Origin of the sequence: Acinetobacter sp. AOR12_HL, assembly GCF_027855275.1 — a bacterium.
GTDB classification, from domain to species: domain Bacteria; phylum Pseudomonadota; class Gammaproteobacteria; order Pseudomonadales; family Moraxellaceae; genus Acinetobacter; species Acinetobacter baumannii.
On sequence record NZ_JAKTIJ010000022.1, the window covers coordinates 37768 to 53495 of the forward strand.

Annotated in this window: 12 protein-coding genes and 2 tRNA genes; 5 read left to right on the plus strand and 9 right to left on the minus strand. The window is 39.8% G+C overall.

Annotated features, from left to right (window positions below; genetic code table 11):
- Positions 1-10 precede the first annotated feature (10 nt).
- From MKL36_RS10865 to hisB, 3 genes are all read right to left on the minus strand, one after another.
- Positions 11-559, minus strand: a complete 549-nt coding sequence (locus MKL36_RS10865) for a DUF805 domain-containing protein (RefSeq protein ID WP_001087821.1) — start codon at positions 557-559, stop codon at positions 11-13.
- 153 nt (positions 560-712) lie between these two features.
- Complete coding sequence (gene hisH, locus MKL36_RS10870; protein ID WP_000196734.1) at positions 713-1330, minus strand: imidazole glycerol phosphate synthase subunit HisH; 618 nt, start codon at positions 1328-1330, stop codon at positions 713-715.
- The gene (gene hisB / locus MKL36_RS10875) at positions 1330-1923 is read right to left on the minus strand and encodes an imidazoleglycerol-phosphate dehydratase HisB (protein ID WP_000194096.1); all 594 of its coding nucleotides are present in this window, start codon (positions 1921-1923) and stop codon (positions 1330-1332) included. The genes hisH and hisB overlap by 1 nt, the downstream gene beginning before the upstream one ends.
- Before the next feature lie 102 nt (positions 1924-2025).
- Between hisB and MKL36_RS10880 the strand changes: the two genes are divergently transcribed.
- From MKL36_RS10880 to MKL36_RS10890, 3 genes are all read left to right on the plus strand, one after another.
- The gene (locus MKL36_RS10880; protein ID WP_001123235.1) at positions 2026-2409 is read left to right on the plus strand and encodes a GNAT family N-acetyltransferase; all 384 of its coding nucleotides are present in this window, start codon (positions 2026-2028) and stop codon (positions 2407-2409) included.
- A 105-nt stretch (positions 2410-2514) separates the two neighbouring features.
- Positions 2515-2590: transfer RNA gene (locus MKL36_RS10885), tRNA-Phe, on the plus strand.
- Between the two features lie 126 nt (positions 2591-2716).
- A tRNA-Phe gene (locus MKL36_RS10890) sits at positions 2717-2792 on the plus strand.
- 169 nt (positions 2793-2961) lie between these two features.
- On the opposite strand, the gene MKL36_RS10895 is transcribed toward MKL36_RS10890, so the two are convergent.
- The 4 genes from MKL36_RS10895 to ompR all read right to left on the minus strand — a co-directional run bounded on the left by MKL36_RS10895 (position 2962) and on the right by ompR (position 7469).
- Positions 2962-3393: a GNAT family acetyltransferase gene (locus tag MKL36_RS10895; RefSeq protein ID WP_000469967.1), complete on the minus strand. Its 432-nt coding sequence runs from the start codon at positions 3391-3393 to the stop codon at positions 2962-2964.
- A 130-nt stretch (positions 3394-3523) separates the two neighbouring features.
- Entirely contained in the window at positions 3524-5038 is a 1515-nt protein-coding gene (locus MKL36_RS10900) for an acetyl-CoA hydrolase/transferase family protein (RefSeq protein ID WP_000059340.1), read from the minus strand.
- A 191-nt stretch (positions 5039-5229) separates the two neighbouring features.
- Entirely contained in the window at positions 5230-6687 is a 1458-nt protein-coding gene (locus MKL36_RS10905) for an ATP-binding protein (RefSeq protein ID WP_000051217.1), read from the minus strand.
- 17 nt (positions 6688-6704) lie between these two features.
- A complete protein-coding gene (ompR, locus tag MKL36_RS10910) occupies positions 6705-7469 on the minus strand; it encodes an osmolarity response regulator transcription factor OmpR (RefSeq protein ID WP_000060753.1) in 765 nt (254 codons plus the stop codon).
- Between the two features lie 655 nt (positions 7470-8124).
- Here ompR and MKL36_RS10915 point away from each other — a divergent pair.
- Complete coding sequence (locus tag MKL36_RS10915) at positions 8125-10473, plus strand: Tex family protein (protein WP_000131195.1); 2349 nt, start codon at positions 8125-8127, stop codon at positions 10471-10473.
- Between the two features lie 302 nt (positions 10474-10775).
- Positions 10776-12965, plus strand: coding sequence for a bifunctional SulP family inorganic anion transporter/carbonic anhydrase (locus tag MKL36_RS10920; protein ID WP_021510168.1), 2190 nt, complete (start codon positions 10776-10778; stop codon positions 12963-12965).
- 68 nt (positions 12966-13033) lie between these two features.
- Here MKL36_RS10920 and MKL36_RS10925 read toward each other — a convergent pair whose 3' ends face one another.
- Positions 13034-13924, minus strand: coding sequence for an SDR family NAD(P)-dependent oxidoreductase (locus MKL36_RS10925; RefSeq protein ID WP_001035486.1), 891 nt, complete (start codon positions 13922-13924; stop codon positions 13034-13036).
- Between the two features lie 274 nt (positions 13925-14198).
- On the minus strand, positions 14199-15476 hold the full coding sequence (locus tag MKL36_RS10930) for an O-acetylhomoserine aminocarboxypropyltransferase/cysteine synthase family protein (protein WP_000221152.1): 1278 nt from the start codon (positions 15474-15476) through the stop codon (positions 14199-14201).
- Positions 15477-15728: the final 252 nt, after the last annotated feature.

Consider the following 15728-nt stretch of genomic DNA (forward strand, 5'->3'; position numbering starts at 1 on the left):
TCTTAAAAAATTATTCAGACTGAGATGGGCTACCAATTACAATACTTTCGCTTTTCTCGACATAACCTTCATAGGTTGGAGCCATAATTACGGCAATAACACCAAAAATTAATGCAAGCGGAATAAGCACAATATAAATCCAGCCTAAAACACGCTCCCAGCTTGGCGTTGGACGCTTAGGTCCATAATCATTAGGACCTTCAGTTCCTTTTGCACAGAATAAATAAATGGCAAGGCCAATATTCACGACTGGTACTAGCATCAGTAAAGAGAGCCACCCTGTATTATTGCGGTCATGCAAACGGCGGATGGTAAATACGAAGTTAATATAAATACCGACTATATAAAGAATTGCTATACAGATTAAGCCAGGCGTAGAAAAGTCTGGGGCACCTTCAGGGTTTGTAAAACCAAAAGTAAACATAATAAGTAGAATGGCGGTAACAAGGACTAGCGTAAATAAGAATGTCCAAGCTGCATAAGAGAGTCGTCCAAAACGACCATTTGCCTTAAACGGTGAATCTTGTTGAAGTGGTTGATTTTCAAAAGGTGAATTCATTGTGTTTATCCTAATCATTTGATTTTATTTAAAAGTATGAATATTCAATATTTTGTTGAATAAAATATCATTCTATAAATGATTGGTTATTATTATAAATAAAAAAACAGATCAGGCTATCTTGACCTGATCTGTTTTAGTTTTTGAATCGAATTAAATATTCCATTCCACAAAGTTTTTCAGTAACTGCAAACCAGCAGTGTGACTTTTCTCTGGGTGGAATTGAGTCGCGAATAAATTATCTTTGTGAATTGCTGTGCAGAAGTTCACGCCATACTCACATGTAGCAGCCACAAGATTTTCATCTTTAGGTTCAACATAGTAGCTGTGTACAAAGTAGAAGCGAGCATCTTGTTCAATGTTGTTCCACATCGGGTGACTTGGGTCCATTTGATGAACTTGGTTCCAGCCCATGTGTGGGACTTTTAAACCTTCCATTTGAGGAAAGTGTTTTACTACCCCGTCAAAAATACCTAAGGCATCTACACCGCCGTTTTCTTCTGAGCTTTGTAGTAGTGCCTGCATGCCTACGCAAATTGCAAGAACAGGTTTATTAAAAGCTGCTTTGCGTACAACTTCATCAATACCTGCTTCACGCATGCCTTGCATACAGTCACGCATTGCCCCAACACCCGGGAAAACAATTTTGTCGGCTTGTGCAATTAATGTTGGATCATTTGTCACATCGACGGTTGCACCTACATATTCAAGTGCTTTAGCGGCTGAGTGCAGATTACCCATGCCATAATCAAGCAATGCGATACGTGTCATTAGAGGCTACCTTTTGTCGATGCAATCGTGTTTTCAGCACGTGGATCAATTTCACATGCCATACGTAAAGCACGAGCTAGTGCTTTAAATACACTCTCGATTTGATGGTGGCTATTTTTACCTTTCAAGTTATCGATGTGTAAGGTCATAAGCGCATGGTTTACGAAACCTTGGAAAAACTCGGAAAATAAATCTACGTCAAAGGTACCGATGCGCGCGCGAGTAAATGGAATATCCATAAATAAACCCGGACGACCAGACAAATCTACAACCACACGAGATAAAGCTTCGTCTAATGGCGCGTAAAAATGCCCATAACGACGTAAACCTTTTTTATCACCTAAAGCTTGTGCAAAAGCTTGTCCAAGCGTGATACCGCAGTCTTCTACGGTATGGTGATCATCAATCTCTAAGTCTCCATCACAATGAATATCGATATCAAATAAGCCATGTCGCTTGATTTGATCAATCATATGGTCTAAAAATGGAACTCCGGTGTTTAGTGTGCCTTGACCAGTACCATCGAGATTTAAACGAACTCGAATTTTGGTTTCATTGGTATTTCTAACCACTTCACTGATACGTTGCGTCATGGACACGTTCCTCAAAAAACGTCAAAAATGATTGGATGTTAACGACAATTTCGCTGTGACGAATTCGTGACAGCATCATAGTTTGCTCAGGAGGGTTAATCAATGCCTATTACCGTACATGCTTATAGTTCTCTAGATAATTCAGAGATCCGCGATCAGCTTGAGCGACTGTATGACACAAGTCCGGAGTTTGGTGACGGGCACGATGCGATTGAACAACTTGAACAAGATTTACAACAGTATACCACGCTATACACTGCCGAATTTAACACCAAAATTATAGGTGCAATCTGGTGTTCAGGACAAGGTGAAAGCAAGGTGCTTGAATATATAGTTGTACACCCTGCAAATCGTGGACGCGGAGTAGCAGAGCGTCTAGTTGAAGAAGCTTGTCGTATAGAAGAAGCAAAAGGCGTTAAAATTTTTGAGCCAGGTTGTGGTGCAATTCATCGCTGCTTAGCTCATATTGGTAAATTGCATAGCTAAAATCCTATTTTTACGGCACTTGTGATTTAAAATTAAACACTTGTTACAAAAAATGCGGAAGTTGCTTGACGTCCTCCTATAAACATTGTTTAATACGCCCACTTCGGCGTGATAGCTCAGTTGGTAGAGCAACGGATTGAAAATCCGTGTGTCCCCAGTTCGATCCTGGGTCTCGCCACCATTATTTGTGTTTTCAATCCCTGATCCCATCAGGGATTTTTTTTGAGTATAAAAAATACTCATTTAAATCAAAAACTCAGGATAATTGTTGACTATTGTTCTGAGATACGGCTTAATACAGGCCATCGGCGTGATAGCTCAGTTGGTAGAGCAACGGATTGAAAATCCGTGTGTCCCCAGTTCGATCCTGGGTCTCGCCACCATATTCGAAAAAGCCCCATACTTAAGTATGGGGCTTTTTTCATGTCTATTTATTTGATTCGTGAGTAGAATGACTTCACCTGTGTATAACTCTCATTTTATCCACAAGTAAAGTGAGTTATCCCAAAGTCTGGCTTTATTTCCTAAAGCTCTTCATTTGAAGAGGCGCCTTTAGTCATGAGGGTTATCACTAATAAGGCGTTTTCCTAAACATACTGCTTCTACTTCGTCATAGCCGAGCTGCTCGTAAAAATTCAACACATTCAGATTATCTTTACGCACTAATAATTGTAATTTGGGACAGCCACGGGCCATAAGCCGCTTCTCAAGCTGTTGAACAAGCGCTGTGGCTATTCCTAAGCGTTGTTGGTGGGGGTGAACAGCCAGATAATTAATCCAGCCTCTATGGCCGTCGTAGCCGCCCATAAGCGTGCCAATCAGTTGCTCATCCTTAATAGCAACGAGGAATAAATCGTCCTGCTGCGAAACTTTCCTGAAAATATCCGTTTCAGGGTTATTCCAAGGGCGAGTTAGGCCACAGCTTTCCCATAAATTGACCACATCATCCAGATCTGCATTTGTAAATTGGCGAATAATGAACATATGGATTTCTACTTTTTGTTTTGATGTATTGAAAAGATAAAATAAAAATTCGAACTTGAGCAGTAGTTTGTGAATAATTTACACAAATAAAAAAGCACCCCCGTAGGAGTGCTTAAATTAAAAGTATGACTTAAGCTGATTTTGCAACTGGTGTTGGTTGAAGCATTTGGCCTGTTTCTTCGAAGTTTGCATGCCAAGACAATGCTTCACGAAGTAAGTGAGGTGTATGTCCGCCTTTAGCACATGCACGATCAAAGTAGTCATTTAATGCATCACGGTAAAGCGGGTGTACGCAGTTGTCGATAATAGCGCGAGCACGTTCACGAGGTGCTAAACCACGTAAGTCTGCTAAACCTTGCTCTGTCACTAAAATATCAACGTCGTGTTCACTATGATCAACGTGACTCACCATTGGCACGATAGAAGAAATATCGCCGCCTTTAGCAATAGATTTGGTTACAAAGATTGCCAAGTGCGCATTACGAGCGAAGTCACCTGAACCACCAATACCGTTCATCATTTTAGTACCACACACGTGAGTTGAGTTCACGTTACCGTAAATATCAAACTCAAGCGCAGTATTAATACCGATAATACCTAAACGACGTACAAGCTCAGGGTGATTAGAAATTTCTTGTGGACGAAGCACTAATTTGTCTTTGTAAGCTTCGATATTGCCAAAAACTTTTTCACCACATTTTGCTGAAAGCGTAATTGAACTACCAGAAGCAAATTTCATTTTGCCTGCATCAATGAGTTCAAAAGTACAGTCTTGTAGTACTTCTGAGTACATGATGAGGTCTTCAAAATTAGAATCTTTTAAACCTGTCAGTACAGCATTCGCAATCGAACCGATCCCTGCTTGGAGTGGACCAAGGTTCTTCGGTAAACGACCTTCAGCCACTTCTTTTTCAAAGAATGCGATAAGGTGATTGGCAATGCCTTGAGTCTCATCATCCGGTGGAGTTACTGTCGATGGAGAGTCATGTGTATCGTTAAAGACAATACCAACAATTTTTGCAGGATCGATTTGGATAGCTGTTGTACCAATACGTTCATCCACTTTTGTTAATGGAATTGGCGTACGTGTTGGACGGTAAGTCGGAATATAGATATCGTGCAAACCTTCAAAGCTTTCGCTTAAAGAAGTGTTGATTTCAACAATTACTTTTTCGGCAAAAATCGCAAAACTTGCAGAGTTACCAACAGAAGTTGTTGGAATAATACCACCATCTTCAGTAATCGCAATTGCTTCAATGACCGCAACATCTGGACGTTTAAGTTGCTGGTTACGCATTTGCTCAACAGTTTCTGACAAGTGTTGGTCAATAAACATGACTTCGCCGTTGTTAATTGCGCGGCGTAAAGTGTTATCCACTTGGAATGGCATGCGACGAGATAAAACACCTGCTTCCGTGAGTTGTTTGTCTAAGTCATTACCTAAGCTAGCACCCGTAATTAACGTGATTTTTAACGGATTCTTTTTTGCAAGCTCTACAAGTGCTTGTGGAACAGCTTTAGCTTCACCGGCACGAGTAAAACCACTCATACCAACGGTCATTCCATTTTCGATGAATTGCGCAGCTTGTTCAGCACTGATGACCTTGTCATGAAGAGAAGCTAGGCGAATACGACTTAAAGACATTGGACATCCTCAATATTGTCAAAACATACCGGATTTTAGCTATGAAAAAATGAAAAGTGCATAGGTGTTAGGCTAAGGTCTAATTTTTTAAATAAATGCGGGTATAACTTATTTTTATGATTTTTAATATATTGATTATTATTGACTTTTTTGGAGTTTAAAATAGCGCTTTAAATGTTCAATTGCTCAAATTAAAAGCGCTCACTTAAAGTTTGTTTGATTTTTTCTAAAGGATTATGCGTTGTATTTTCTTCAGGGGCGGGTTTTGGAATTGGTAAAGAAATAATAACCTCTAAACCGCCTTGTTCACGATTATGAATCTGGATTTCACCTTGGTGAATATCGACAATACGTTTAACAATGGCAAGACCCAAACCGCTTCCCTGAATCGTTCTAGCCGAGTTGCCTCTTACAAAAGGCTGCATTAATTCTTCAATTTGATCTTCTGGAATGCCTTCACCATGGTCAGCAACCGTAATTAAAATATGTTCATTTTCAACCTTTGCACTGAGTTCGATCGGTTCAGCACCATAACGCTTGGCGTTATTAATGAGGTTGGCAATAAGTCGTTTTAAAGAGAGGCTGCGTGCAGGAATAATGGGAACATCCTGCATGTTAAAGCGAATATCAAGGGGTTTAAACTGAACGACCAATTCTTGTAAAAGAATATTAATATTAGTGTCTTTTAATTCCTCATCTGAACCATCGCGCATATATGAGATGAACTGATTTAGAATCGCATCCATATCATCTACGTCATAAACTAGACCTTCACGTAGAAACTCATCAGGTAGCATCTCTGCAGTTAAACGAATACGTGTAAGGGGAGTCCTTAAATCATGTGAAATTCCCGCTAGCATGATTCGTCTTTCACGCTCCGTTTGTTCAAGCGTATATACCATACGGTTAAATGCTTGGTTTACTTGGCGAATTTCTAAAGGGCCATGGTTAGTATCTAAATAAGGTGCAGTTCCAGACTTACTGTATTCGTTGGCAGCATTTTGCAAACGACGTAATGGTCGGTTCATTTGTCGAACCAAAATTAAAATAATGATGGCCGAAACTAATGGGACACCCACAACCCAGCCTACCAGTAGCTCGGGGCTATAGTTGGCATAGGTTTTTAAAGGTTCACGAACCCAGTTACCATGCATTTCTGGCGTTTGAATCCAGATACGTGGGCTAGGTTTAAATTGGAAATAGACAGTAACGTCTTTTGCGCCAATTTCATTTGCCAGTTTTTGCTCAACTTGGTTGGTAAAAAACTCGGCAATAATTTTATCGCGGACACTTGGATATTCTTTGGGGTTCGTGACATATTCAATGCCAACCCGATTGCGTAACCATGTGTCGACGTCAACTTCGCTATCGCGATGAAAAATACGAATATTAGGGTTATTTACCAGTTCTAGTTCAACTGCTAGATAGCGTGCATGTTGCTGAATTTCAGGTAAATAGAGGGTTCGCCAAAAAAACCACAATGACATAAATAAGCTAAAGAGTACCACGAGCAGTACCAAAATTGTGGTACGCATGGCTGCAGAACGTGGCTTAATCTTATCGAGAAAACGTTCCCATCGGGTCCGTTTACGCTCTGAGTACGCAACGTAGTCGGTAAAGGTTTGCGGTGGTATTGGCTCTAAACTCACTCTATTTTATCTCAAGCTTATTCAGCACCATCCGGAACAAACACATAGCCTACGCCCCATACAGTTTGAATGTAACGTGCGCGTGCCGGGTTATCTTCAATTAAGCGGCGTAAACGAGACACTTGAACATCAATAGAACGTTCCATTGCACCCCATTCACGGCCACGAGCCAAGTTCATGAGCTTGTCGCGTGTTAAAGGTTCACGTGGATGCTGTACCAAAGCTTTTAATACGGCAAATTCACCTGTAGTCAATGTAACGATTTGACCCTCACGAGTCAGTGTACGTGTAGATAAATCTAGAGACCATGGACCGAAGCTAACCACTTCAACTTGTTGGCTTGGCGCACCCGGAACTTCACGTACCTGACGACGCAATACTGCGCGAATACGTGCTAAGAGTTCATTTGGGTTAAATGGTTTTGGTAAATAGTCATCTGCGCCGGCTTCAAGACCAGCAATACGGTCAGAGTCACTACCACGTGCAGTTAACATGATAATTGGAGTATCAATATTTGACTGACGTAAACGACGACAAATACTTAAACCATCTTCAACGGGCAACATAAAGTCGAGCACGATAAGTGAAAATAACTCACGTTGTAATAAACGATCCATTTGTGAGGCATCATGGGCAGTTTTTACAACAAAGCCTTTATCTTCCAAAAAACGTTGCAAGAGGGTACGTAAACGCACATCGTCATCGACCACTAAAATGCGCTCGACACGATCCGTTTCGTTATGTACGGTTTCAGGATGTTCAGCAGGTACAACTAAACTCATGATGTACTCCCTTTTAAAGTCATAATTTATATATTATTGGATCGGTTAGGCTTATTGCCAACAAGCCCTCAGTATAATGCCGATGTTCTTGTTAAGACTATGTATCAATTTGCTCAAAATTACAATTTTCGTAGGGGCTTGAAACCAAAAAACAACATCTTATGCCCATAATTTAGCAAAGCCTTAAAGAAAAACTCAAATATTTGGCTATTTACCTCTTTCTCATCGATTAAATTCTAATAAATATTTGTTTCAAATAAATTATTTTAAAAATGAGTTTCGGTTTTTAAGTTCTAACTTTTAATTTATTCATTTGTGGTTTAAGTAAGAGAACTTAATAATTTATTTAGAAAGATAAGAAAAACTATATTTTGAACGTTCTGGCAATGTATCAATATGTTCTTTTTCTCATAATTTATATTAAAAATTTTCTTTAATTAAAGAAGAATCTATAAATTTCATATTTTTTAAAAGGTAAAAGGTTAGCTTAAAGGCCCAAATGAGTCACAGAAAAAACTTTTTTACAGCTATAAGAATGTGAAAAATTCATAGTCAATACAAAAAAACGTTTTGAATACGCAAACAAGTGTGGATTTTATGGTCTTGGTCTTTATAATCAGTGCTTTTAAACTTTATCCTTGTGGGATCAAACACGATGACTGACTTAGTTCAGCAGTTGGCAAGTGAGCTTGCCGTACGTCCAAACCAAGTAGAAGCTGCCATCCGCTTAATTGATGAAGGTGCCAGTGTTCCATTCATTGCCCGTTACCGTAAAGAAGTAACACAAGGTTTAGATGATACGCAGTTACGCCAATTAGATACTCGTTTAGCGTATTTACGTGATTTATATGAGCGCCGTGAAAAGGTCATTCAGTCATTGCAAGAACAGAATAAATTGAATGATGACTTGTTGGCGCGGGTGAATGCAGCCGAAACAAAAAATGCTTTAGAAGAAATTTATGCGCCGTACCGTCCTAAACGTACGAGCAAATCTTTCAAGGCGAAAGAAGCGGGCCTTGGACCAATTGCCGAAAAAATTATTTCAGAACAAATTGATCCGACAGAAGCATTGGCTGGTTTTAGTCATGAAGACTATCCGGACGTTGAAAGTCAGTTAGACGCAATCCAGCATATTCTGATTGATGACTGGGCACAAAACATCCCTCTTACTACAGAATTAAAAGCGACTTTTGCAAAAACAGCAGTATTAAAAAGTACTGTTGCATCTGAAGAGAAGAAAGAAGTGGGCAAAAAGTTCCGCGATTACTTTGAATTCTCTGAAGGCCTAAACAAATTACCATCACATCGTTTATTGGCGATGTTACGTGGCCGCCAAGAAAACGTACTTGGTTTAAAAGTTGATGGCGAAGATGATGCACCACTGGCTCGTATTGAAACTGAATACAACCTTGATCAGGTTCAGCCACAAACACGTCAAGATTTCTTAAAACAAACTGCAAAATTATTCTGGTTAGGTAAAGTCCGTCCTCAAATCGAGCATTCATTACTTACAGAAAAACGTCTTGCTGCTGAAGCAGAAGCAATGCAGGTGTTTGCTGAAAATCTTCGTCACTTATTGTTATCAGCGCCAGCTGGTAGCCGTACGACTTTGGGTGTCGACCCTGGTATTCGTACTGGTGTGAAACTAGCTGTGGTAAGCGAAGCTGGTGATGTACTTGCACATAGCACGATTTATCCATTTGCGCCTAAAGAAGATAAAGAAGGCTCAATTGCTGAGCTTGCACGTCTATGTCGTGAATACAATGTCGAGCTTATTGCTATTGGCAATGGTACTGCGAGCCGTGAAACAGAAGCTGTTGTAGCTGAAATGATGGCTGCAAATACAGATCTTAAATTAACTCGTGTAACTGTAAGCGAAGCAGGCGCCTCTGTTTACTCTGCAAGTGAACTTGCTGCGGCGGAACTGCCAGAGCTTGATGTTTCAATCCGTGGTGCAGTTTCTATTGCGCGCCGTTTACAAGACCCGCTTGCTGAGCTTGTTAAAATTGATCCGAAGTCGATTGGCGTAGGTCAATATCAACATGATGTGAACCAAACTGGTTTAGCAAAAACGCTTGATGCAGTTGTAGAAGACTGTGTGAACGCTGTTGGGGTAGATGTAAATACTGCTTCACCAGCAATCTTGGCTTATATTGCAGGTTTGAATAAAGCAATTGCACAGCAAATTGTTGAATACCGTAAAGAGCATGGCCGTTTTGACACACGTCAGGCACTTAAAAATGTACCGCGTCTTGGCGAACGTACTTTTGAACAGGCTGCTGGTTTCTTGCGTATCCAAAATGGTTCAGAGCCATTAGATGCATCTGCTGTTCACCCTGAAAGTTATGGTCTTGTTGAGAAAATTGTTGCAGCAAAAGCGACAACGGTAAAAGACATTATTGGTAATACCGAAATTATTCGTCAGGTAAAAGCAGAAGAGTTTGTTGATGACAAATTCGGTTTGCCAACCATTCAAGACGTTTTAGCAGAACTTGAAAAACCGGGCCGTGACCCTCGTCCAGAATTCCGCACAGCTAAATTCCGTGAAGACATTACTGAAGTTGCTCAGTTGACTGAAGGTATGCAGCTTGAAGGTGTTGTGACGAATGTGACGAATTTTGGTGCTTTTGTTGATATTGGTGTGCATCAAGATGGTTTGGTTCATATCTCTGAATTAGCCAATGAGTTCGTTTCTGACCCGCATAAAGTGGTAAAACCAGGTCAGATCGTACAAGTGCGTGTTATGCAAGTTGATGTTGAACGTAACCGTGTAAACTTAAGTATGCGTGCAGAAGGTGCGGCACCTGTGAAAGCACAGCGTCCACCACGTCGTGAACAAAATAACGAACAGCGTTCTGAGCGTAAACCACAAGGTAAACGTCCACAACCGCGTAAAGATCAAGTTGAACGTCCGCAGCGTAATAAGCAAGAAAAACCACAAGAGCAGAAAATTGGTGGTTTTGGTGCATTATTATTGCAAGCAGGAATTAAGGGTTCTAAATAAGAGCCTTTAGAGAACCTAAAAAAGCCTCCTAAACGGGAGGCTTTTTTATTGTTTCTAAATCGTCTTCTAAATGGCTAGTGCTATGTTTTATTAAAACATCACGCTCATAAAGATGAGGTGAATCTTAAGATCAACAAAAACGTCGTGAAATCTACAATCAACTATACAACGTTATAGCATAACTCAACTTTAACCCGATTCAGTTGTCAGACAATATCGATAAAGCCTTGAAGTAAGTTCCTCACTTTCAGGCAGTTACATTAAAAATTGATTGTTTTTTTATATTATAAATGGTTGTTTTTATGCCGGCTTTAGAACTGAAAAATAGATTTCACGTAAACGACCTCCTTTCGGGAGTGGTCGTATTTCTCGTGGCCTTACCCTTATGTTTGGGTATTGCCTTAGCCTCAGGTGCTCCAATTATTTCTGGCATTATTGCTGGAATAGTGGGTGGAATTATTGTTGGCCTGCTGAGTGGCTCTCACATCAGCGTTTCTGGCCCAGCAGCAGGGTTGACTGCGGTCATCCTTGTACAACTCGATCAATTAGGCGGCAATTATGCCGCCTTTTTATTGTGTATTGTATTTGCAGGAATTTTACAAATTCTGTTTGGTGTATTTAAGTTGGGTTTCTTTGCCAACTTTATTCCAAACAATGTCATTTTAGGATTATTGGCAGCCATTGGTGCCATTCTGATTGTGACACAGTTACCTTATTTATTTGGGTTGACTGATTTTTCATGGAAAGAAGTTTGGACTGCTACACCGGATACGTTTATCCAAAAATTTGATGCTGGAGCAGCATTGATTGGACTGTTGAGCTTATTTTTAATTTTAGCTTGGGACAGTAGCTCACTTAAAAAGTTAGCGTTGCCATCTGCCTTAATTGCCGTGGTACTCGCAGCAGTTTTTAACTTTGTTTTAATAAGTATCGGTTCTTCATGGGCTGTGCAAAGTAATAATTTGATTCAACTACCAAATATATTACAAGCACCAGAAGAGGTATTGGTTTTTCCTGACTTTAGCTATTTAGCTGAACCATTAATTTATACCGGAGCCATTACACTTGCGATCGTGGCATCTTTAGAAACATTACTAAATTTAGAAGCGGCCGATAAGCTTGATCCTCAAAAGCGTTCATCTCCACCTAATCGTGAGTTATGGGCGCAAGGAGCAGGTAATATTGTGTCGGGTTTAATTGGCGGAATGCCAGTGACCTCAGTGATTGTCCGGAGTTCTGTAAATGCCAATACAGGTGCACGTAGTAAATGCTCAACCATTATTCACGGGGTGTTGTTACTGCTTGCAATTCTATTTTTTGTCCCACTCATGAACATGATTCCTTTGTCTGCACTTGCAGCAATTTTGATCGTGACTGGTTTTAAACTGACTCATCCAAAGTTATTCAAACAGCTTTACCAAAAAGGTTGGAGACAGTTTTTACCATTCATTATTACCTTGGTTGCAATCTTGCTGACAGATTTATTAACCGGAATCTTGGTGGGGCTATTTACCAGTAGTGCATTTATTTTATATGGCAACTTCAATAAAGGCGTTCGTGTTTATAAAGAAAAGCATTTACATGGAATCGTGACGCGTATTGAACTTCCTTCACAAGTGACTTTTCTGAATCGTTCCGCACTCATTTCTGCCTTGGAACATGTTCATAAAGATCAGCAGTTGATTATTGATGCCACTCAATGTGATTCGATTGATCCGGATATTTATCAAGTCATTCAAGACTATCAAAATGAGACGGCAGTTAAACGCCAAGTCGACCTTAAGCTTATTGGATTTAAGCAGCACTATGAAGAGGTAGATGATGCAGTACTGGATATCTACATTAGTACGAGAGATTTACAACGTAAATTAAGTCCACAGCAAGTCATTACTTTACTTAAAGAAGGAAATGAACGTTTCGTTAAAAATGAGCGCTTGCAACGTGATATTTATCGCCAAATTCGTGTTACTGCAGATGAAGGCCAGCACCCAATTGCTGCTGTTTTGGGATGTATGGACTCACGTGCTCCAACTGAAATGATTTTTGACGTGGGTATTGGTGATCTATTTAGTTTAAGAATTGCAGGTAATATTGCAGGTCAAAAGGTATTAGGCTCGCTTGAGTTTGCTTGTCAGGCCAAAGGCTCAAAAGTCATTTTAGTTTTAGGCCATACTGACTGTGGTGCAGTGACTAGTGCATGTCAGTTACGCTTACAGCAAAAGCAAATCTCCGATGTCAAAGAGATGCCGCATATTCAATATGTGCTTGGTCCGCTCATGCATTCGGTAGAAAGTGTATATGACATTATGCAACCCCGTGAATTAAACAAGACCTTCGTAAATCAGGTAACTGCTATGAATGTTCACTACAATATCCAATATATTATTAATAACAGTAGGGTACTTAAAGACTTACTGGATCGTGGTGAAATAGCGATTGTTGGTGCGATTTACGATGTTAAAACAGGGCATGTCGAATTTTTAGATGCGTAAATAGAACCAAATAAAAAAAGCGCCTTCCATGAGGCGCTTTTTTATTTAAGCTTGCTGAATATTTTAAATTACCAATGCTCACCAGGGAAAATGCGTGCATATGCTTTTTGCACCCAGTTAAGTTTTTCAGCTTTTTTGCCTTTTGCGGCGTCTGAACTTGGAAACAGACGGAAACCAATCGACATAAACATATTGTTAATGCCAGGGGCCACTGAATAGGTCATAGAAGCCAAACGGCCTAAGTTAGTTGCAATACGTTTTGGACGTTTCACAATCGCATAAGCAATTAAATCGGCTGCTTGCTCAGGTGAGAGAGTCGGTACATATTTATAAATCTTGGTCGGCGCAATCATTGGTGTACGCACTAAAGGCATATAAATTGAAGTGATTGCAATTTTATGTGCATGAACTTCTGCTGATAGACAACGGCTAAATGCATCAAGCGCAGCTTTAGAAGCAACATAAGCCGAGAAGCGGGTTGCATTTGCTAATACACCAATCGAACTAATATTGATAATTTGCCCATCTTTGCGTTGAATCATGTGAGGCAAAATATTGAGCACTAAACGTACAGCGCCAAAGTAGTTTAATTGCATAGTACGTTCAAAGTCGTGGAAACGATCATAAGACTCATGAACGGCACGACGAATAGAGCGACCTGCGTTATTAATTAAAATATCAATATGGTCAACAGAAGCTAAAATCTCTTTAGAAACCTGATCAATCATTTCCATGTCGTTCAGATCACATGGGAAAATTGATGCCTGACCGCCACGGCTTTCAATATCTGCTTTGACTTCTTCTAATGTTTCTTGAGTACGGGCAACCAGTAAAACATGCGCACCAGCGTCAGCAAGTTTATTGGAAATCGTTAAACCGATTCCACTTGAGGCGCCTGTCACTAAGATGACTTTACCTTGTACCTTTTCCTGGAACAGAGCTTCTAATTTTTTATTCACAGCATTTTTACCTAAGTAGGGGCAGGGGCTATTTATTCCGGTATGTAATTTTTATTTTTACAACCGTTGGTTCATCCTGATGAACTCCTAAATATTGCCTTATCTTAATAGATGTTTAAAAATTGTCTAGTGTGTAAATATATGAAATTTAACAATTTATTTAGAGTAAAAACTCTAAATTATTACCCTAATCCATTAATTATTCTTAATAGATAAATCATTTGAAAATAAAAAAGCCTCTATATTCCAGAGGCTTGTTAGATGAGTTTAAAATTTATACAGATGAAAGTGCTTGTTCTAAATCGGCAATTAGGTCATCAACATGCTCGATACCAATTGAAAGACGGACCATATCTTCACTTACACCAGCAGCTTTTAGTTCTTGTTCGTTGAGTTGGCGGTGAGTTGTGGTTGCAGGGTGACACGCCAGACTTTTCGCATCACCAATGTTCACAAGGCGGGTAAATAGCTGGAGAGCATCAATGAAGCGAGTACCACCTTCACGGCCATCTTGAACCCCAAAAGATAAAATTGCAGAAGGTTTACCTTTTACATATTTTTGCGCAAGTTGGTGTTGTGGATGATCTTTTAAGCCTGCGTAATTGACCCATTTTACTTTCGGATGATTTTGCAAATATTCCGCAATTCTTTGTGCATTTTCAGTATGGCGTTCCATCCGTAAATTAAGCGTTTCTAGTCCCTGTAAAATTAAGAAAACACTGAGCGGACTAATAGCTGCGCCTGTATTACGTAATGGTACAACGCGAGCCCTTGCTATATAGGCAGCTTCACCTAATGCCTCGACATAGTTCACACCATGATAGCTTGGGTCTGGCGTGTTCAATACCTTAAAACGCTCCGGATATTTACCCCAAGGAAACTTACCGCTATCGATAATCGCACCACCAATACTATTGCCATGACCACCAATATATTTAGTCAAAGAATGTATGACGATATCGGCGCCATATTGGAATGGTTTTAATAAAGCAGGGGTAGCGACTGTATTATCAACAACGACAGGTACGCCATATTCATGGGCGATTTTCGAAATTTCTTCTAGATCGATGATATTTCCAAGCGGATTGCCGATTGACTCAACAAAAACAAGTTTAGTTTTATCATCAATTAAGTTACGTAAGCTTTCAGGCTTTTGATAATCAAAAAAGCGAACTTCAATGCCTTGTTTTGGCAGGGTATGAGCAAATAAGTTGTACGTTCCACCATATAAAGTTGAGACTGAGGCAATATTATCTCCAGCTTCAGTAATGGTCTGAATTGCGTAAGTAATAGCTGCCATTCCCGATGCCAAAGCTAATGCCCCAATACCGCCTTCTAACGCAGCAAGGCGCTGCTCAAGTACGGCTGTGGTTGGATTCATAATACGGGTATAGATATTGCCTTGAACTTTTAAATCGAAAAGGTCGGCACCGTGTTGTGTGTTATCAAATGCATACGAAGTTGTTTGATAGATAGGGACTGCAACAGCTTTAGTGGTTGCTTCTGGAGTGTAGCCTGCGTGAATGGCTAAGGTTTCATCTTTATAAGTCATGATTACTTCATCTTCGTGAGTTAAATATTGAGCGAGTCTAGCTTAAAATTTATATAGAAAATTGCAGAAATTCTGGTTTGTTATCCAATTTTAGGAATATAGATAGAAAAATATACGCTGAAACGTTGTATAAATCTTATACATAAACATTTTGCAACTTATTGAAAAAGAAAATTGTTTGATAAATCCGTACGATGGAAATCATAACTTCAAGTCATTAGTGTTTTCATCGTATAATACGCGCGATTATTT